General features: G+C 71.9%; 21 protein-coding genes and 1 pseudogene. 8 read left to right on the forward strand and 14 right to left on the reverse strand.

Going from position 1 to position 16,884, the window contains the following annotated elements; all coding sequences use genetic code 11:
• On the reverse strand, positions 1 to 281 hold a 281-nt coding region (locus tag ACRDSK_RS21890), incomplete at its 3' end, for a MarR family transcriptional regulator (protein ID WP_431443094.1).
• 59 nt (positions 282 to 340) lie between these two features.
• On the opposite strand from ACRDSK_RS21890, the gene ACRDSK_RS21895 reads away from it, so the two are divergent.
• Both ACRDSK_RS21895 and ACRDSK_RS21900 read left to right on the forward strand, forming a co-directional pair.
• Positions 341 to 874, forward strand: a complete 534-nt coding sequence (locus ACRDSK_RS21895) for a TetR family transcriptional regulator (protein ID WP_431443095.1) — start codon at positions 341 to 343, stop codon at positions 872 to 874.
• A gap of 71 nt (positions 875 to 945) precedes the next feature.
• Positions 946 to 1,644, forward strand: a complete 699-nt coding sequence (locus ACRDSK_RS21900) for a GAF and ANTAR domain-containing protein (RefSeq protein ID WP_431443096.1) — start codon at positions 946 to 948, stop codon at positions 1,642 to 1,644.
• A 4-nt stretch (positions 1,645 to 1,648) separates the two neighbouring features.
• On the opposite strand, the gene ACRDSK_RS21905 is transcribed toward ACRDSK_RS21900, so the two are convergent.
• Positions 1,649 to 1,993, reverse strand: a complete 345-nt coding sequence (locus ACRDSK_RS21905) for a DUF3618 domain-containing protein (protein ID WP_431443097.1) — start codon at positions 1,991 to 1,993, stop codon at positions 1,649 to 1,651.
• Positions 1,990 to 2,409 (reverse strand): phage holin family protein, encoded by a 420-nt coding sequence (locus ACRDSK_RS21910; protein WP_431443098.1) that lies wholly within the window; start codon positions 2,407 to 2,409, stop codon positions 1,990 to 1,992. Before ACRDSK_RS21910 ends, ACRDSK_RS21905 begins: the two co-directional genes overlap by 4 nt.
• 119 nt (positions 2,410 to 2,528) lie before the next feature.
• Between ACRDSK_RS21910 and ACRDSK_RS21915 the strand changes: the two genes are divergently transcribed.
• Positions 2,529 to 3,152, forward strand: coding sequence for a flavodoxin family protein (locus tag ACRDSK_RS21915; RefSeq protein WP_431443099.1), 624 nt, complete (start codon positions 2,529 to 2,531; stop codon positions 3,150 to 3,152).
• Between the two features lie 4 nt (positions 3,153 to 3,156).
• Here ACRDSK_RS21915 and ACRDSK_RS21920 read toward each other — a convergent pair whose 3' ends face one another.
• Positions 3,157 to 3,510 carry a VOC family protein gene (locus tag ACRDSK_RS21920; protein ID WP_431443100.1) on the reverse strand — a complete coding sequence of 118 codons (354 nt, stop codon included), beginning with the start codon at positions 3,508 to 3,510 and terminating at the stop codon, positions 3,157 to 3,159.
• Positions 3,511 to 3,520: 10 nt separating this feature from the next.
• A complete protein-coding gene (locus ACRDSK_RS21925) occupies positions 3,521 to 4,762 on the reverse strand; it encodes a cation:proton antiporter (protein ID WP_431443101.1) in 1,242 nt (413 codons plus the stop codon).
• Positions 4,763 to 4,832: 70 nt separating this feature from the next.
• On the opposite strand from ACRDSK_RS21925, the gene ACRDSK_RS21930 reads away from it, so the two are divergent.
• The 3 genes from ACRDSK_RS21930 to ACRDSK_RS21940 all read left to right on the forward strand — a co-directional run bounded on the left by ACRDSK_RS21930 (position 4,833) and on the right by ACRDSK_RS21940 (position 7,460).
• The gene (locus ACRDSK_RS21930; protein WP_431443102.1) at positions 4,833 to 5,414 is read left to right on the forward strand and encodes a dihydrofolate reductase family protein; all 582 of its coding nucleotides are present in this window, start codon (positions 4,833 to 4,835) and stop codon (positions 5,412 to 5,414) included.
• Positions 5,415 to 5,497: 83 nt separating this feature from the next.
• Complete coding sequence (locus ACRDSK_RS21935) at positions 5,498 to 6,631, forward strand: acyltransferase family protein (RefSeq protein WP_431443103.1); 1,134 nt, start codon at positions 5,498 to 5,500, stop codon at positions 6,629 to 6,631.
• Positions 6,632 to 6,674: 43 nt separating this feature from the next.
• Positions 6,675 to 7,460, forward strand: coding sequence for a dihydrodipicolinate synthase family protein (locus ACRDSK_RS21940; RefSeq protein ID WP_431443104.1), 786 nt, complete (start codon positions 6,675 to 6,677; stop codon positions 7,458 to 7,460).
• A 19-nt stretch (positions 7,461 to 7,479) separates the two neighbouring features.
• On the opposite strand, the gene ACRDSK_RS21945 is transcribed toward ACRDSK_RS21940, so the two are convergent.
• Positions 7,480 to 7,689 carry a hypothetical protein gene (locus tag ACRDSK_RS21945; protein ID WP_431443105.1) on the reverse strand — a complete coding sequence of 70 codons (210 nt, stop codon included), beginning with the start codon at positions 7,687 to 7,689 and terminating at the stop codon, positions 7,480 to 7,482.
• Positions 7,690 to 7,847: 158 nt separating this feature from the next.
• Here ACRDSK_RS21945 and ACRDSK_RS21950 point away from each other — a divergent pair, with 158 nt between their 5' ends.
• Together ACRDSK_RS21950 and hisS are read left to right on the forward strand one after the other, a co-directional pair.
• Positions 7,848 to 8,297: an enolase C-terminal domain-like protein gene (locus tag ACRDSK_RS21950; protein ID WP_431443106.1), complete on the forward strand. Its 450-nt coding sequence runs from the start codon at positions 7,848 to 7,850 to the stop codon at positions 8,295 to 8,297.
• A 48-nt stretch (positions 8,298 to 8,345) separates the two neighbouring features.
• On the forward strand, positions 8,346 to 9,635 hold the full coding sequence (hisS, locus tag ACRDSK_RS21955; RefSeq protein ID WP_431443107.1) for a histidine--tRNA ligase: 1,290 nt from the start codon (positions 8,346 to 8,348) through the stop codon (positions 9,633 to 9,635).
• Here the strand turns inward: hisS and ACRDSK_RS21960 are convergent.
• From ACRDSK_RS21960 to ACRDSK_RS21995, 8 genes and pseudogenes are all read right to left on the reverse strand, one after another.
• Complete coding sequence (locus ACRDSK_RS21960; protein WP_431443108.1) at positions 9,632 to 10,840, reverse strand: RNA polymerase sigma factor; 1,209 nt, start codon at positions 10,838 to 10,840, stop codon at positions 9,632 to 9,634. The genes hisS and ACRDSK_RS21960 overlap by 4 nt on opposite strands.
• 1 nt (position 10,841) lies before the next feature.
• Positions 10,842 to 11,198 (reverse strand): YciI family protein, encoded by a 357-nt coding sequence (locus ACRDSK_RS21965; RefSeq protein ID WP_431443109.1) that lies wholly within the window; start codon positions 11,196 to 11,198, stop codon positions 10,842 to 10,844.
• Positions 11,195 to 11,782 carry a dihydrofolate reductase family protein gene (locus ACRDSK_RS21970; RefSeq protein WP_431443110.1) on the reverse strand — a complete coding sequence of 196 codons (588 nt, stop codon included), beginning with the start codon at positions 11,780 to 11,782 and terminating at the stop codon, positions 11,195 to 11,197. The genes ACRDSK_RS21965 and ACRDSK_RS21970 overlap by 4 nt, the downstream gene beginning before the upstream one ends.
• 103 nt (positions 11,783 to 11,885) lie before the next feature.
• The gene (locus ACRDSK_RS21975; RefSeq protein ID WP_431443111.1) at positions 11,886 to 13,070 is read right to left on the reverse strand and encodes a zinc-dependent alcohol dehydrogenase; all 1,185 of its coding nucleotides are present in this window, start codon (positions 13,068 to 13,070) and stop codon (positions 11,886 to 11,888) included.
• A gap of 134 nt (positions 13,071 to 13,204) precedes the next feature.
• Positions 13,205 to 13,564 carry a VOC family protein gene (locus tag ACRDSK_RS21980; RefSeq protein ID WP_431443112.1) on the reverse strand — a complete coding sequence of 120 codons (360 nt, stop codon included), beginning with the start codon at positions 13,562 to 13,564 and terminating at the stop codon, positions 13,205 to 13,207.
• A gap of 70 nt (positions 13,565 to 13,634) precedes the next feature.
• Positions 13,635 to 14,780: an amidohydrolase gene (locus tag ACRDSK_RS21985; protein ID WP_431443113.1), complete on the reverse strand. Its 1,146-nt coding sequence runs from the start codon at positions 14,778 to 14,780 to the stop codon at positions 13,635 to 13,637.
• Positions 14,777 to 16,231: pseudogene (locus ACRDSK_RS21990) on the reverse strand (aminotransferase class I/II-fold pyridoxal phosphate-dependent enzyme). Before ACRDSK_RS21990 ends, ACRDSK_RS21985 begins: the two are co-directional and overlap by 4 nt.
• 307 nt (positions 16,232 to 16,538) lie before the next feature.
• The coding region (locus tag ACRDSK_RS21995) for a hypothetical protein (RefSeq protein WP_431443114.1) at positions 16,539 to 16,884 on the reverse strand (346 nt) is incomplete at its 5' end.

Here is a 16,884-nt window from a genome sequence, read left to right on the forward strand (position 1 = left end):
CCCGCCGCCGTCAGGTGCATCGCGACGGCGCGGCCCGGTGTGGCTCGCCGGCTCGCGAGGCCCGACGCCTCGAGGGTGGCCACCATGCGCGCCGCCGCGGGTTGGGTCAGGCCGACTCGCCGGCCCAGCTCGGTGACGCTCAGACCCGGCGCCGCACGCAGGACCAGCAGCGCCGCCGCGCCGCTCGTGCTCACGCCCGCGGCCCGGGTCGCGCCGGCCAGCATCAGGTCCGTGACCGCCAGCGCGGTCGCACCCAGCAGGTTTGCCACCCTGTCATGCATGAGGCATGCATACCCACTCGCGGCCGATCGACACCTTGCTCAATCGAGCAAGAGTCAGCTTGGATGAGCAAATGCACCGCCGCTCGCAGATCGTCGAGGCCGCCATCGCCACGCTCGCCGTAGAAGGGCTCGCCGGGACCTCGTTCGCCAAGATCGCCCGGACCGCGGGGCTCTCCAGCACCGGCCTCATCTCCTACCACTTCGCCGGCAAGCGCGAGCTCATGGACAAGGTCGTCCGGGTCGTCACCGAGGAGCTCACCGACTTCGTCGACCGGCGAATGCACGAGGCCGAGGGGCCCGCCGCGCAGCTGCGGGCCTACATCGCCGCCAACGTCGAGTTCGCCGCCAAACACCACGCCAGGCTGCGCGCCGCCCGCGCGGTCGGCGGCAAGCCCATCGACACCGCCGGCGGCCTCGTCGAGCTGCTGCGCGCCGGCCAGCTCTACGGCGAGCTGCGCTTCTTCGACACCGACGTCATGGCGACGGCCATCAGAGCCGCGCTCGATCGCGTCGCCAACGACCCGGAGATCGACCCGATCCAATACGCCGACGAGCTGGCGACGATCTTCGAGCTCGCCACCCGCGGCGCGTAGCCCCCGAGAGTCGCTGCATCGGTTGTGCATCGAATAGGCTTGCGGGCAGATCGCGACCGGAAGGACCGGACATGGCTCCCGACGGCCAACCCGACGACCTGGCCACCGCACTCGCCCAGATGGCGCGTGACCTGCTCGTACAGGAGACGGTGCAGCAGACGCTGGACCGGATAGTCGAGCATGCCGTGACACTGGTCGACGGGTGCGAGCACGCAGGCGTGCTCGCGATCGAGTCCGGTGAGCTGCGCACGCTGGCCGCGACGGCCGACCTGGCCCGCGAGTCGGACCGGCTCCAGGTCGAGCTCGGCGAGGGGCCGTGCTTCGACAGCACGCTGCGCGAGGAGCAGGTCTACCGCATCGTGGACATGACTACCGAACAGCGCTGGCCGCACTACGCGCCCAAGGCCGTCGCGCTGGGCATCGGTAGCTCGATGGGCTTTCTGTTGTACACCCGGGAACAAAACCTCGGCGCGCTGAACGTCTACGGCGGCAGCCGCAAGGCGTTCACCGAGCACTCCGAGCACGTCGGCTGGCTGCTCGCCTCGCACGCGGCGGTGGCGTTCGCGAGCGCGCGGTCGGACGCGCAGCTGCAGCAGGCCATCGCCAGCCGGCAGGAGATCGGCGAGGCGCTCGGCATCGTGATGGAGCGGCACAAGGTCTCCGAGCAGCAGGCGTTCGATCTGCTGCGCCGCCACTCCCAGGAGCGCAACATCAAACTGCGCGAACTGGCCAGGCAGCTCACCGAGTCGGGCGAGCTGCCTGGCCAGTAGCGGGTCAGCGCTTACGGATCTTCAGCCAGATCAGCAGCACCGCGAACAGGGCCGCGAGGCCGCCGAGTGGGATCGCGGGGCGCTGCGACATGGTCGTCCACGCCGGCCGCACCCGCTCGGCCACCGGGTCCGGCAGCTTGCTCACCAGCTCGTCGCCGCCGGTCTGGATCGCTTCGGCACGCTGCTTCGCCGCGGTCCGCACCCGGCTCTTGACGTCGGCCTTCGCGCCCAGGGCCGCCACGGTCTCGGCGAGCTCCTGACGGGTCAGCTCGGCGTCGGTGCGCAGGGCCTCGTCCGTCGGCTCCGCGCCGGTCGTCGTCGTGCGATCGTCGTGCTCGTGGGTCGTCATCGCTTCGCCGCCTCCTTGACCACCTGGATGTCCTCCTTGGCGCTGTCCACCGCGTCGGACGGCATCGGGGCGCTGCGGCGGAACTGCTTCTTCGCCACCAGTGCGGCCACCCCGGCGGCCAGCAGCACCACGGCGCCGACGATCATCGCCGCGACCCACGCGGGCAAGGCCAGGGCGAGCAGCAACACGAGGCCGGCGAGCACGATCGCCAGCCCATAGCCGGCCAGCACCCCGGCGGCACCGATGCTCGCCGCGCCGATGCCGGCGTGCTTGGCCTTGTCCTGCGCCTCGTGCACGGCGAGGCGGACCTCGGTGCGGGCGAGGTGGCTGAACTGTTCGGTCAGGTCGCGCACCAGCTCGGCGGTTGACTTCTCGCTCGCCGGCTTGTGAGCACCGACATCCGAAATCGAGCTCATCAGTTTTCCTCCATCCTTCTGACCAGGGACTACCCCGCGTCGGGGGGTGAAAACGGGGTTTAGCCGGGCTCGTGGGGGCAACGACTCCGAGCCGACCGCAAACCGAAGAGGAGCCAGCCATGCGGGCAGTGATCCTGAATTGCACGCTCAAGCAAAGTCCCGAGCCGTCGAACACCCAGGTACTCGCGGACGTGGTGGCCGAGGGGCTACGTGAGCGGGACGTCGAGGTCCGGTCGTTTCGCGTCGTCGACCACGTCGTGCCGCCCGGCATCTCGACCGACATCGGGGACAACACCGACCACTGGCCGCGGCTGCACGGCGAGCTGCTCGACGCCGAGATCCTGATCGTGGCCACGCCGACCTGGCTCGGCCGTCCCTCGTCGATCGCCCAGCGGGTGCTGGAGCGGATGGACGGGATGATGTCGGAGACCGACGACGACGAGCGGCCGGTGGCCTACAACCGCGTCGCCGGCGTCGTGGTGACCGGCAACGAGGATGGCGCACACCACGTGATCTCCGAGGTGACCGGAGCGCTCTGCGACATCGGATACACGGTGCCGGGCCAGGCGTGGACCTACTGGAACATGGGGCCGGGACCTGGCCCGAGCTACTCCGACACGGACCACGGCCACGAGTGGTCGCACAAGACCGCGAGGGCGATGGCGCACAACCTGCACGGCGTCGCCACCGCGCTGCAGAAGCTGCCGCTCGGACCTCCGCCGGGGGAGGAGCCGGTCACCTGACTCGCTAGCGCAGCACGCAGAACTCGTTGCCCTCCGGGTCGGTCAGCACCACCCAGTGCCAGTCCGGCTCGTTCGCGACCACCCTCGCGCCGAGCCCGACCAGACGCTCCACTTCGGACTCCTGAGTGTCCGAAGCCGACGCGATGTCCAGGTGCAGCCGGTTCTTCACCGACTTCGTCTCCGGCACCGGCTGGAAGAGCAGGGCCGGCTCGTCGCCGTTGCCGATCTCGATGTACTCGGTGCCGCGCGAGTCCGTCCACCGCTTGACGACCTCGTAGCCCAGCGCCGCGCACCAGAAGTCGGTGAGCAGTGCGGTGTCCCGGCAGTCGACGGCAAGGCATCTCACTCGGCTGACCATGTCCACGACGCTAGTCGCGCACCCGCTCGTGCGCTCCGTGACGCTCGAGCCACGACATCGCCGGGCCCGACGAGATTCCGTGCACGAGCACCGACAGCGCCACCGCGAGCGCGGCCGTGCGCCACAGCGAGTCCGTGGCGAGGGACGAGGCGAACGCGAGGTAGAAGAACGTGCCGATGCCGCGCACGCCGAAGAACGCGACCGCCGCGGTGGCCGGCCCGGTCGTCGGCGCGCCGATCAGGGCGAGCCCGCCGAACAGCGGCCGCACCACGAGTACCGCCAGCGCGGCGACCACCACCTCGCCGACCCGCAGGCCGGCGAGCAGCCCGCCGCCCAGCGCGACCCCGAGGGCGACCAGCGCCACGGTCACGAACAGCCGCTCCAGCTGCTCGCCGAACTCGTGGAGCACCGCGTGGTAGCCGTGTGAGCGCTCGCTCGCCCGCACCACCGCCGCGGTCACGAACACGGCCAGGAACCCGTAGCCGCCGACCAGCTCGGAGAGCGCGAACGGGAGGAACGCGATCACCAGTACCACCAGGCCGTCGGAGTACTCGCCCAGCCGGACCCGCTCGTGGCCGACGCGGAACATCAGCCAGCCGAGCAGCCGCCCGCACGCCCAGCCGATCGCGAGCCCGAGCACCAGCGGCACGAGCACCTCGGTCAGGCCCCAACCCCAGGGCGAGCCGGTGGGAGCCGCGAGGGCGAGTGCGCCGAGCACGAACGGCATGGCGAGCCCGTCGTTGAGGCCGGCCTCCGTCGTCAGCGTGAAGCGCACCTCGTTGTCCGGCCCGCGTTCCTGTTCGGTGTGCGGGGCCGGCACCTGGACGTCGCTGGCGAGCACCGGGTCGGTGGGCGCGAGCGCGGCGCCGAGCAGCAGCGCGGACGCCGCGTCGAGGCCCAGCACGCCGGCGCCGAGTCCGGCCACCGCCGCGACCGACAGCGGCATCGTGATCGCGAGGAGCCGCCATGTCGAGCTCCACGACCGCCAGCCCAGCATGCGGTCCGTCTTGAGCCCGGCACCGGCGAGCGCGACCAGCAGGCCGATCTCGGCGAATATCTCGACGGAGCCGGCGTGCTCGCGCGGGTCGAGTGCCGCCGACCAGGGCAGCAGGCCCAGCACGACGCCGACGGCCAGCAGCACGGCCGGCATCGACAGCGGCCGGTCGCGCAGCACGCGGGGGAGGACGGCGGCGAAGAGCGCGAGCAGGCCCGCGATGCCGAGGGTGATCACCACCTGCACGAATACCCGCACCGACCGATGAGTACTCGGGCCGGCGGACGTTGTATCGGGTGACACCCCCTGACGTGCGAAGGAGCGTCTCATGAGCAAGGTCGTGGCGCACATGTCGATGTCGCTGGACGGTTACGTCGCCGACCCGTCCGACGGCTGCGAGGAGTTGTTCGGCTGGTACGGCAACGGTGAGGTGGAGGTGCCGAGCAACGACCCGCGCTGGACGTTCCACGTGTCGGCGGCAAGCGCCCCGATGCTGCGCGAGGCGTTCGACGGCTGCGGCGCGCTCGTGTGCGGGCGTCGGCTGTTCGACCACACGAAGGGCTGGGGTGGCAACCACCCGACGGGCGCGCCCCTGTTCGTGGTGACCCACCGCCCGATCGTCGACTGGCCCCACCCGGTCACGTTCGTCACCGACGGTGTGGCGAGCGCGATCGAGCAGGCGAAGCAGGTGGCCGGCGACAAGGTCATCGCGGCGGCGAGCACCACGGTCGTCCAGCAGTGCCTGGACCTCGACCTACTGGACGAGATCCAGGTGAACCTGGTCCCGGTGCTGATGGGCGAGGGCATCCCGTTCTTCCCGAACCTGACGAGGACCCCGGTACGTCTCACGGACCCGGAAGTGATCGCGGGCAAGGGCGTCACCCACCTCCGCTACCAGGTCGAACACTGACCGACCCGAGACTGGACACGTCGAAACCGCTCGGCTGAGAAGACTCTGGACAAGATCGGGCCGTTTCGGCGAAAGTCTGGTGGGTGAACGGACAGCGTCTTCCCCACGTCGACAACGTGAAGACCGCGCTGGTCGCCTGGGTCATCGGGGGGCACGCCCTGCTCGGCTACACCGCGGTGGGCGGGTGGCCGTACGACGAGGTCAACGAGACCACCTTCGTGCCCGGCGTGGAGGTTGCCCTCGTCGCGCTCATCGGGCCCTCCGGGCTGTTCATCATCGGCGGGTTCTTCTTCCTCGCCGGGCTGTTCACGCCGCGTTCGCTCGAGAAGAAGGGGCTCGGCCGCTTCATCGCCGACCGAACGCTGCGGCTGGGACTGCCCTGGGCGGCGTCGGCCTTCCTCGTCTGGCCGCTCACCATGTGGGTCGCCTACCGGGTCGCGGGCCACGACGAGTCGGTCCTCGAGGTGGTCACCCAGCGGTACCCGCTGCTCGACTCCGGCTCGCTGTGGTTCACGTTCGTGCTGCTGATCTTCTCCGTCGCCTACGCGGTCTGGCGCACCGCCGCACCGGCCGACCCGGACGCGGCGGCGCCGGGCACGGGTCAGCTCGTCGCGCTGGCCGCGGGCATCGCGCTCGCCTCGTTCCTCATCCGCCTCGTCTTCCCCGCCAAGAGCGGCCAGATCTTCGACCTCCACCTCTGGCAGTGGCCGCAGTGCGCCGCCATGTTCGCCCTCGGCGTCGCCTGCGCCCGGCACGGCTGGGCCCGCGAGGTCCCCGACCGCCTCCGCCGGCGCAGCGCACAGGTCGCCATCACCACGATCTGCCTCGTCCCCATCCTCGCCATCGCCGCCGGCGTCACCGACCTCGCCGCCGACATCGGGCCGTTCCTCGGCGGCTGGCGCTGGCAGGCCGCGGCGACCGCGCTCCTCGAGGGCGTTCTCGTCGTCTCCGGCTCGCTCTGGCTGCTCAGCCTCGCCCAACGCCATCTGACCCAGCAGGGCCGCTTCGCCCGGGCCTGCTCGCGCGCGGCCTTCCCCGCGTTCGTCATCCAGGGCCCGATCCTGGTCCTCGCCGCGGTGGCGCTGCGCCCGCTCGCCGCGCCCGCCGAGGTCAAGGCTCCGCTGGTGCTGGCCATCGCCCTCGTCGGCTCGTTCTGGTTGTCCTGGCGCCTGGTCGCGCGCGCCGAGCCGGCCCGCGAGCGGCGGCACGCTGGGTGACCGCGGGCATAGGCTGAGCGCGGCTACGACAACGGGAGCCAGCATGACGTTCGACCCGGAGGACTCGCGCACCGCGCTCGGGTCCGGCATGTCGTGCTTCCCGGTCACCCACGCCCGTGAGGACTTCGGCTTCGACGAGGACCCCTACCGCGAGCACGTCGCCTGGCTGACGTCGTTCCCCGTGGCCGCGCTGTTCGTGGCCGCCGGCACGGGGGAGTTCCCCGCGCTGACGCCGCCGGAGGTCGAGCAGGTCGTGCGCGCGGCGGTCGCGGAGTCGAGCGCGCCGGTGATCGCGCCGGCCGGGTACGGCACGGCGGAGGCCGTGGCCATGGCCCGCGACGCCGAGGAGGCCGGCGCGGCGGCGGTTCTCCTGTTGCGGCCCTACCTGACCGTGCTGCCGCCGGCCGCCCGTGTCGAGCACGTCCGCGCGGTGTGCGCGGCCACGGACCTCGGCGTGATCGTCCCGGCGCGCGCCGGCTTCGACGCCGTGTGGCGCCTGGCCGACGAGTGGCCGAACCTGCTCGGCATGTCCGACGGCGCCACCGCGTGCGTGCCGGCGATCGCCAACTTCGCGCCCCGGTTCGCGCTCGACCTGCACGCCGCCGCGCTCGCCGGCGACACGGCGGCGGTGCGGCGCGGGCTCGACGACTTCGTGTTGCCATACCTGGACATCCGCGACCGCCGGGAGGGCTACGGGGTGGCGGTCGTGAAGGCCGCGCTGACCGCGGTCGGCCGGCCCGCGGGGCCCGTCCGCCCGCCGCTCACCGACCTCACCGCGACCGAGCTCGGCGAGCTGACCGCACTGGTGGAGAAGGTCGTCGTCGCGTGAGTTCGCCGGTCGTGACCGGCTACCGCGTGGTGCCGGTCGCCGGCCGGGACAGCATCCTGCTCAACCTGAGCGGCGCGCACGGCCCGTACTTCACCCGGAACCTGTTGGTACTCGACGACTCCGACGGCCGCACCGGTGTCGGCGAGGTGCCGGGCGGGCCGGCGATCACCGCGACCCTGACCGAGGCCCGCGAGCTCGTCGTCGGCGCGCGGGTCGGCGACCACGACACCGTGCTCCGGGCGGTGTCGGCGCGCTTCGGCGGCCGGGCTGCTCGGCGAGGGACGGCAACGCGACCGGGGTGCCCGCGCTGGGCTACCTCTTCTTCGTCGGCGACCGGCGCCGGACCGACCTCGACTACCGCGACGAGTCCACATCGGACGATCCGTGGTGCCGGGTGCGAACGAGCCAGCGCTGGACGCGGCCGACATCGTCGCGCAGGCCGAGGCGGCGCGGAACCGTTACGGCTTCAGGGACTTCAAGCTCAAGGGCGGCGTCCTGCCCGGCGACGAGGAGGTCGCCGTCCTGGCCGCGCTCGCCGACGCCGTGCGCCGCGGCCGGGCGTTGCACGAGGTGCTGTCGTACGCGGAGGATCCCTGCGGTGCCGAGGGCGACTACTCCGGTCGCGAGGTGCTCGCGGTGTTCCGCCGGGCCACCGGCCTGCGCATCGCGACGAACATGGTGGCGACCGGCTGGCGCTCGTTCGGCCACGCCGTCCGCCAGTCCGCTGTGGACATTCCGCTCGCGGACCCGCACTTCTGGACGCGAGGACACCGCGGCCATGCGCTCGCTGGTCCGGGCTGGCCGTTCGACCCGAAGCGGCCAACGCTGGACCGATAGCCGCAGGTGGCCGGGGGTCGGCAGGCGGGGATCGATAGGCTGGACGTCGTGTCCCAGTTCTTGCCGACCGCCCCCTACCGTGGCACGCGTGACTTCCTGCCGGCCGAGATGTCGGTCCGCACGCAGGTGTTCGGGCGGCTCTACGACGTGATCGAGCGGTACGGCTACCAGCGCTACGACGGCCCGATCCTCGAGTCCGTCGAGATCTACGAGGCCAAGTCGAGCCGCGAGATCGTCGAGCAGCAGCTCTACACGCTCACCGACCGCGGCGAACGGCGCCTCGCCCTGCGCCCGGAGATGACCCCGTCGGTCGCGCGCATGATCGCCGGCAACGCCGGCAAGCTGCAGTTTCCCGTCCGCTGGTACAGCCACCCCAACTGCCACCGCTACGAGCGGCCGCAGCGGGGCCGGGTCCGCGAGCACTGGCAGATCAACGTCGACGTGTTCGGCTCGGACAGCGCCGCCTGCGAGATCGAGTTCTTCGAACTCGTCCACGACCTGATGGGCGCGCTCGGCGCCACCCCGGACATGTGGGTGCTGCGGGTCAACGACCGGGTCCTGCTCGATGCCATGCTCACCGGTGTCGTCGGCATCCCCGCCGAGTCGGTGCGAGACGTCGCCGGGCTCGTCGACCGGTGGGAGAAGTACCCGGCGGACAAGCTCGCCGAGGACGCCGCCGCGATCGGCCTGTCCGACAAGCAGTTCGCGCGCCTCGGCGAGGTGCTCACCGGCGGCCGCGCGGTGCTCGACGAGATCCCGGACGAGGTCAAGGAGCAGTCCAAGCTCGTCCAGGTCATGGACAGCGCGGCCGGCGACCTGATGGTGTTCGACCCGCTGATCGTGCGCGGCTTCGACTACTACACCTCGACGGTGTTCGAGGTCTTCGACACCCACCCGGACAACCGCCGCTCGTTGTTCGGCGGCGGCCGCTACGACAACCTCGTGGGGCTGTACTCGGCGCAGCGCATCCCCGGCCTCGGGTTCGGCATGGGCGACGTGACGCTGTTCGACTTCCTCGGCACGCACGGACTGCTGCCCGAGGCCCGAAACGAGATCGACGCGGCGGTCATCGCGACCGAGCCCGAGCTCGCGGAGGCCGCCCGCACGGTCGCGCGCGGACTGCGCGGCGCGGGCGTGCGCACGTCGACCCCCCTCGACATCCGCAAGCTGGGCAAGGAGATCCAGCGCGCGGACAAGTCGGGCGCCCGGGTCGTGGTGATCGTCGGCGGCAACGACTGGGCAGCCGGCACGGTCACCGTCCGAGACCTCCGCAGCGGCGAGCAGAGCCAGGTCAGCCCGGACGCCGCCCCGGCCGAGGTCCGCGCCCTGCTCGACTAGAGGGCGGCTCGGGCTCGGCGCAGGAGGTCCTGCTCGGCGACGTTCGCCGTGCGGGCGATCGCCTCGTCGTAGGCCGCCGCGGCCTCGGTGTCGCGGCCGAGGCGGTGCAGCAGGTCGGCGCGGATCGCGTGCAGCAGGTGGTAGCTGTCGAGCGACAGCTCGTCCACCAGCGCGAGCGCCGTCGCCGGACCGGACACCTCGGCGACCGCGACCGCGCGGTGCAGCGCGACCACCGGGTTCGGGGTCGCGGCCAGCAGTTGGTCGTACAGCGCCACGATCTGCGCCCAGTCCGTCTCCGGCGCCGACGGCGCGTCCGTGTGCACGGCGTTGATCGCCGCCTGGAGCTGGTACGGGCCCGGCCGGCCGCGCCGCAGGCAGGCCCGCACCAGGTCCTGGCCCTCCGCGAGCAGCGCGCCGTCCCAGCGGGACCGGTCCTGGTCGGCGAGGCGCACCAGGTCACCGGCGGGCCCGACGCGGGCCGGCCGGCGAGCCTCGGTCAGCAGCATCAGTGCGAGCAGGCCCAGCACCTCCGGCTCGTCGGGCATCAGCTCGGCGAGCAGCCGGCCGAGCCGGATGGCCTCCGCGCACAGGTCGTCGCGGACCAGCGCGGTGCCCGAGCTCGCCGTGTAGCCCTCGTTGAAGATCAGGTACACGACCGCGAGCACCGCCCGCACCCGCTCGGGCAGGTCCGCCTCGTGGGGCACCCGGTACGGGATCCGGGCATCGCGGATCTTGCCCTTCGCCCGGACGAGCCGCTGCGCCATCGTCGGCTCGGGCACCAGGAACGCCCGCGCGATCTCCGGTGTGGTGAGCCCGCCGAGCAGCCGCAGGGTCAGCGCCACCTGCGCGGCGGTGCCCAGCGCCGGGTGGCAGCAGGTGAAGATCAGGCGCAGCCGGTCGTCGCGCACGGCGCCCTCCTCCTCCTCCGACTCGACCGGTTCGGTCAGCAGCGCCGCCTGGGCCTGCTTGTCCGCTCGGGACGACTCCCGGCGGAGCCGGTCGATCGCACGGCGGCGCGCGGTCGTGATGATCCAGCCGGCCGGGCTGGGCGGCAGCCCCTCGTCCGGCCAGCGCTCGACGGCCGTGGCGAACGCGTCCTGAACCGCCTCCTCGGCGACGTCGATGTCGCCGAAGACGCGGACCAGGCTCGCGACCGCCCGGCCGTGCTCCTCGCGGAAGACGCGCTCGACGTCGGACTCGGGCAACTCAGGCCGGGTCGTTCGCGAGCGGGCGCACCTCGATCCAGAGCGGCTCGAGGATCGCGGCGAGCCGGCGGCCCCAGCCGAGCGCCTCGTCGAGATCGGCCGCCTTGATCACGGTGAACCCGCCGAGAAACTCCTTGCCCTCGATGAACGGCCCGTCGGTGACGAGCAGGTCGGAGCCCTTGGCCTGCACCACGGTCGCGGTGCTCGGCGCGTGCAGGCCGGCGGCGAACACCCACACGCCGGCCTCGCGCATCTCGTCGTTGAACGTCTTGAGCTCGCGCAGCACCGGCTCGAGGTCCTCGGGCGGCGGCGGTTCGCCGTCCGGCTGGTAGATGCTCAGCAGGTACATCTGAGTCATCGTGCCCCTCCCTGCACTCGGTAGTGCGCCAGCAGGACGCCGGTCGTGGTGGTCACGCTATCGACCAGTCCGAGATCCGCGACCGGAACGCCGCGCGGGAACAGCCGCCGGCCGGCGCCGAGCACGAGCGGGTGGATGAGCAGCAGGTACTCGTCGACGAGGTCGTGCGCCATCAGCGTGCGGACCAGCTCACCACTGCCGAGGACGCCGACGTCGGTCTCGGCCTTGAGCGCGGCGACGGCTGCCGGTACGCCGCCGTTGACGAGGGCGGAGTTCTGCCACGGGAGCGGCTCGGTGAGCGTGCGGGACACGACGTGCTTGCGGGTCTTGTTCAGCTTGTCGGTGTACGGGTTGGCCGGCTGGTTCGGCCAGTAGCCGTACAGGTCGTCGTAGGTGCGGCGGCCGAGCAGCAACGCGCCGTCGGCCGCCATCCGCTCGCCCATGGCCTTCGCCATGACCTCGTCGCCGTACGGGACCGCCCAGCCGCCGTGGGCGAAGCCGTCGCGGGTGTCCTCGTCGGCCCGGCCGGGGGCCTGCATGACGCCGTCGAGCGTCAGGCTGGTGATGACCACGATCCTGGGCATCGCGTTCCTTCCGTGAGAGGGGCGGTTCGCCCTCTACACGAACGAGGTCCGCGCGGATCGACATCGGGGACATCGTCAGCCGAACGTGGACCGACCGGTGCTGTCAGGGCCGGAGCAACACCTTGATCGCGCCGTCCTGCTTTCGCTGGAAGATGTCGTAGCCGTGCGGGGCCTCGGTCAGCGGCAGGATGTGGGTCGCGAAGTCCTGGGTGCCGAGCGGGTCGTCGTCGGCGGCGACGAGGGGGAGGATGTCGTCGACCCACCGGCGGACGTTGGCCTGGCCCATGCGGAGCTGGATCTGCTTGTCGAAAAGCTCCATCATCGGCAGCGGATCGAGCATGCCGCCGTACACGCCGCTCAGGGAGATCGTGCCGCCACGGCGCACGGTGGCGATCGACGCGAGCAGGGCACCCAGCCGGTCGACGCCGGCTCGTTCGGTGAGCTTCGCGGCGACGGCCTTGGGCAGCAGCGTGGTGAGCTGCTGGGCGAGCTTGCCGACGGGGGAGCCGTGTGCCTCCATGCCGACCGCGTCGATCACCGAGTCGGGACCGCGGCCGTCGGTCATGTCCTGGATCGTCGTGGCGACATCGCTCGTGTCCCGCAGGTCGACGGTGGCGACGCCACGGCGCTCGGCCATCGCGAGCCGCTCGGGGACCAGGTCGACGCCGATTACCCGCCCGGCGCCGAGGTGTTGCGCCACCCGGCAGCTCATCTGGCCGATGGGCCCGAGCCCGAAGACCGCGACGCTGCCGCCGTCCGGGATGTTCGCGTACCGCACGGCCTGCCACGCGGTGGGCACCACGTCGGACAAGTAGAGGAAGCGCTCGTCCGGCGGGCCTGCCGGCACGGGGATGGGGCCGTAGTGTGCCTGTGGCACCCGCAGGAACTCGGCCTGGCCGCCGGCCACCTGTCCGTACAGCTTCGTGTAACCCAGCAGCGCCGCGCCCTTGCCCTTGCTGCGCACCTGGGTGGTCTCGCACTGGGACTGCAGGCCGCGGTCGCACATGTAGCAGTGGCCGCAGGAGATGTTGAACGGCACCACGACGCGGTCGCCCGGCTCGATGTGGGTGACCTCCGCCCCCACCTCTTCGACGATTCCCATCGGCTCGTGCCCGAGGACGTCGCCCGGGTCGATGAAGGAACCGAGCGTTTCGTAGAGGTGCAGGTCCGAGCCGCAGATGCCGGTGGACGTGACGCGGACGATCGCGTCGGTAGGCTCGAGGATGCGCGGGTCGGCCACGGACTCCACGCGGACATCGCGTTTGCCTTGCCAGGTAACGGCTTTCATTTCTTGCTCCGTTCGTAGAACCCGTGTGACAGCGGCCCGAGCTCGTCGAGCAGCGCGCGAGAGCTCCGGACGATCAGTTCCATCGCGTGGTCCCAGTCGGACTCGACCAGCCGGCCGTGCTCGCGACGCAGGGGTCAGTCCCAGACCAGGCAGAAGGTGTGGCCGGCCGGGTCGCGGAACACGCGGAAGGTGTTGTCCTCGTGCGCGTCGGGCACCCGGGTCGCGCCGATTTCGAGGACCTGGCGCTGCGCCTCGTCCACGTCGTCGACGCGGATGTCCAGGTGTAGCTGCTGCGAGCCGGCCGGGTCGGGGAACCGCGGGGGTTGGTGCTCCGGCGAGGTCTGGAACGACAGCTTCCGCCCGGTCTCGTCGACGATGGTGACCCAGTCGTCCTTCTCGATCTCGATGCTCGCTCCCAGCACTTCGGCGTAGAACCTGGCCAGCTTGTGCGGGTCACGGGCATCGAGCGCCACGGTTTCAAGTCGTCCGATCATGACATCACCGTGCCCGCCGAGGCCGGGCTCAAACCTGGCTCGCTGCCTTCGCCGGGGCCTCCGCCGCGGGTCAGCGGCGGAACTCGGTCCAGGCGCGGTCCCGGAAGGTCGGGTCCGTCAGCACGTCGACGGCCGTCGCGGCGAGTGCCTCGGCCGCGGCCAGCATGGCCGTCCGGCCACGTTCGCTCGCGGCCGCGGCCGCGAACTCCGCCGTGTGGTCCGAGAGCTCGGGATCGACGATCGCGACGAAGGGATGGATCGCCGGCGTCGTGTTGCTGACGTTGCCGATGTCGGACGAGCCGAGAAAGACCCCGGGCGCCGGTTCGGTCAGGGTGATGCCCGCGTTCGCGATGTGTGCGGCGAACCGGTCCGCGAGCACGGTGTTGTTGCGGAAGTGTTCGTACGGCTCGCGGCTGCGGGTGATCGCGGCGCTCGTGCCGGTCGCGGTCGCGACGGCGCGTGCCGTGGCTGCGAGCTGCGTCGCGAGGTCGTCGAGCGCGGCGGTCGTGATCGCGCGCAGACCGAACCTGCCCTCCGCGCGTTCCGGCACGATGTTGGTGGCCACACCGCCGTCGCTGATGATGCCCTGGACATGGGAACCGGCCGGCAGCCGCGGCCGGATGGCCGCGACGGTGTTGAACAGCTGGATCAGCGCGGCGAGCGCGTCGACACCGTCGGTCGGGTTGCCGGTGGGATGGGCGGCACGGCCGTGGATGGTGACGGTGATCTCCACCTGCGCGGTGAGTGGCGCCCAGGCCCAGTCGTGCGCACCGGGATGGAACATCAGCGCGGCGTCGACCCCGTCGAAGACACCGTGGGCCAGCTCGACGATCTTCCCGCCGCCACCTTCCTCGGCGGGACTGCCGACCACCAGGAGCGTGCCGTCCGGGTCGGGGAGGGCGTCGCGGACCGCGAGGGCGGCGCCGAGGCCCGCCGCCGCGATCAGGTTGTGCCCGCACGCGTGGCCGAGGCCGGGCAACGCGTCGTACTCCAGCAGCAGCGCGGCCGTCGGTCCGCGGCCATCGCCGTGGCGTGCGGTGAACGCGGTGGGCAGACCGGCGACGCCACGATCCACCTCGAACGAGGCGAGCTCCGCGCACAACCGCTCGGCGGCCCGGTGTTCGTCGAACGCGGTCTCCGGGTCACCGTGCAGGTCGAGTGCGAGCTCCCAGATCCGGTCGGCATGCGCTCCGACATCGGCTCGGGGCAGGTTCACCGAGCGACCACGCGCACGGAACGCAGGTCCGCGTCGGCGGGGTCGGGCAGTGCCATGCCCGCGGCGAGACCCGACCGCAGGTAGTCGAGTACGGCGGAGGTGATGACCTCGCCGGGCAGCACGGCCGGCGCGCCCGGCGGGTAGGGCGTGATCATCTCGGCGCAGACGCGGCCCACCGCGTCTGCGGCGGCCACCTGTTCGGTCTCGGCGAAGAACGCGTCCCTGGGCAGCAGCTCGGTGCGTAGCTCCAGGTCGGCTGGGCTGGGCAGGTCGACCTCGCGCGGCGCCGGCAGCCGTGCCTCACACAGTTCGGCGACCGCGCGCAGGAGCGTCGCCATGGTCGACTCGTCGTCGGCGATGGTGAGGTGCGCGACGATTCTGCGGTGGTCGGACAGCCCGACCGCCACGCGTTCGTGGTCGCGCAGCCAGTCCGCGGCCTGGTAGCCGCTGATGCGCAGACCGGACACGTCGACCACGATTTTGAGCGGGTCGAAGGTGTGGGCTGCCGCCGGGCCGGTGAACTCCTCGCCCATGACCCGGATGCCGGGCAGCTTGGCGAGCTCGGCACGCGTCTCGTGAGCGAGCGCCAACGCCGCGTCGAGCAGGGCCTTGCCGTGCTCGACCATCTGGCGTCGCCATCCGTCGAGCGTCGCGTAGACCAGCGAGGAGGGACTCGTTGTGCCGAGCAGGTCCTCGCGCGCCTTCAGCACCGTCGGGTTGACGCGGTCGCCCTGCAGGTGGAACACCGAGCTCTGCTCGACCGCGGAGCCGGACTTGTGGACGCTGGTAACGCACACGTCGGCGTCGGCGTCCATCGCCCACGGCGGCAGGTCGGGGTGGAAGGGCAGGTGCGCGCCCCAGGCCTCGTCGACGATCAGCGGCTTGCCGAACTCGTGGCACACGGCGGCGACCGCGGCGATGTCCCCACACGTCCCGTAGTCGGTGGGGGTCACGAGCAGCATGCCCTTCGCGTCCGGCTCCTCCTCGAAACGCCTACGTACCTCGTCCGGACCGGGCGGATGCGACAGATGCAGGTCCGCGTCCCAGCGTGGGCGCACCTACACCGGTGCCACCCCGGACAGGATCAGGCCGGAGATGACCGACTTGTGCGACTGGCGTGCGACGAGCAGCTTCTCGTGCGGCCCCGCGACGGCGAGCATCGCGCTCTTCACCGACAACGAGCTGCCGCACGTGGAGAAGAACGCGTGCTCGGCGTGCACCGCGTCGGCCATGAGCTCCTGCGCCCGCATCAGCACTCCGTGCGTCGCCAGGCGATCGTCCAGGCCGTTGATCGCCAGCACGTCGGAGGTGAACACGGCTTCGCCGACGATCTCGAGCACCCGCGGGTCGACCCCTCGGCCCTGCCGGTGGCCCGGTGGGTTGAACGGCGCGTACCCCTGGTCGTGGTAGGCCTGCAGTGCCTCCAACACAGGCGCATCGCTGTGGTCCATGGCGTCAGCGGGTACCCGGCCCGCGACCGTTCATGCCGTCCGGCGGGGTGATGACGACGCGGGGTGGCGTGGTGCCCTTCCCGGGAGCGGACCGGGAAGGGCACCACGCTCTCGTCGAGCCCTGACCACCCGGGGCTGGGGGCTGGCTTTGCCGGCTCGACGAGGCGGTGCCGGCGCGGGGGACGTCGACGGCACCGGATCTCGGGTGACGCGAACGTGGATCGGACGGCGCGGCATCGTGCAACGCGTCGTTCGACAACCGGTCGCGATTGCCGACGACCGGGTGAGCGGGGTTACGCCGGTCGGTCTACTGGCTCGGCGGCTGAACAGGAAGCGGCGGCAGGGCGGGGTTGCCGATCGGCTTCTTCGCCTTTCCCTCGCGTGGCCCGCCTCGCGGGCCGTCGTCGTCCTCGCCGTGCTTGTCGTCGTCCCTGTCCGGGCGGTGTTCGCGGTCTCCGTCGTCGCCGTGACCCTCGTTCCGCGGCTCGCGCTCGCCGTCCGGGCCGCCCGGGGCGATCGGCGGGGGTTCGACGCCGAGGCTCTCCGTCGGCCGTGGCGGTTGGGGCGTGCTGGTGGCCGTGGCGGACGTCGGCAGCAGGCCGCGCACCGCCGCGATGTCGCCGCGCAGCCGCTGCGCCGCGCCGGGCTCGTCG

This window comes from Actinophytocola sp. (assembly GCF_050699915.1).
In the GTDB taxonomy this organism is placed as follows: Bacteria; Actinomycetota; Actinomycetes; order Mycobacteriales; family Pseudonocardiaceae; genus Actinophytocola.

Excerpts from the sequence above, each read along its gene's own strand:
- ACRDSK_RS21900 (WP_431443096.1), top strand. The coding sequence starts at position 946 with ATGGCTCCCGACGGCCAACCCGACGACCTGGCCACCGCACTCGCCCAG.
- ACRDSK_RS21905 (WP_431443097.1), bottom strand. The coding sequence starts at position 1,993 with ATGACGACCCACGAGCACGACGATCGCACGACGACGACCGGCGCGGAG.
- ACRDSK_RS21910 (WP_431443098.1), bottom strand. The coding sequence starts at position 2,409 with ATGAGCTCGATTTCGGATGTCGGTGCTCACAAGCCGGCGAGCGAGAAG.
- ACRDSK_RS21915 (WP_431443099.1), top strand. The coding sequence starts at position 2,529 with ATGCGGGCAGTGATCCTGAATTGCACGCTCAAGCAAAGTCCCGAGCCG.
- ACRDSK_RS21920 (WP_431443100.1), bottom strand. The coding sequence starts at position 3,510 with ATGGTCAGCCGAGTGAGATGCCTTGCCGTCGACTGCCGGGACACCGCA.
- ACRDSK_RS21930 (WP_431443102.1), top strand. The coding sequence starts at position 4,833 with ATGAGCAAGGTCGTGGCGCACATGTCGATGTCGCTGGACGGTTACGTC.
- ACRDSK_RS21940 (WP_431443104.1), top strand. The coding sequence starts at position 6,675 with ATGACGTTCGACCCGGAGGACTCGCGCACCGCGCTCGGGTCCGGCATG.
- ACRDSK_RS21965 (WP_431443109.1), bottom strand. The coding sequence starts at position 11,198 with ATGACTCAGATGTACCTGCTGAGCATCTACCAGCCGGACGGCGAACCG.
- ACRDSK_RS21970 (WP_431443110.1), bottom strand. The coding sequence starts at position 11,782 with ATGCCCAGGATCGTGGTCATCACCAGCCTGACGCTCGACGGCGTCATG.
- ACRDSK_RS21975 (WP_431443111.1), bottom strand. The coding sequence starts at position 13,070 with ATGAAAGCCGTTACCTGGCAAGGCAAACGCGATGTCCGCGTGGAGTCC.
- ACRDSK_RS21980 (WP_431443112.1), bottom strand. The coding sequence starts at position 13,564 with ATGATCGGACGACTTGAAACCGTGGCGCTCGATGCCCGTGACCCGCAC.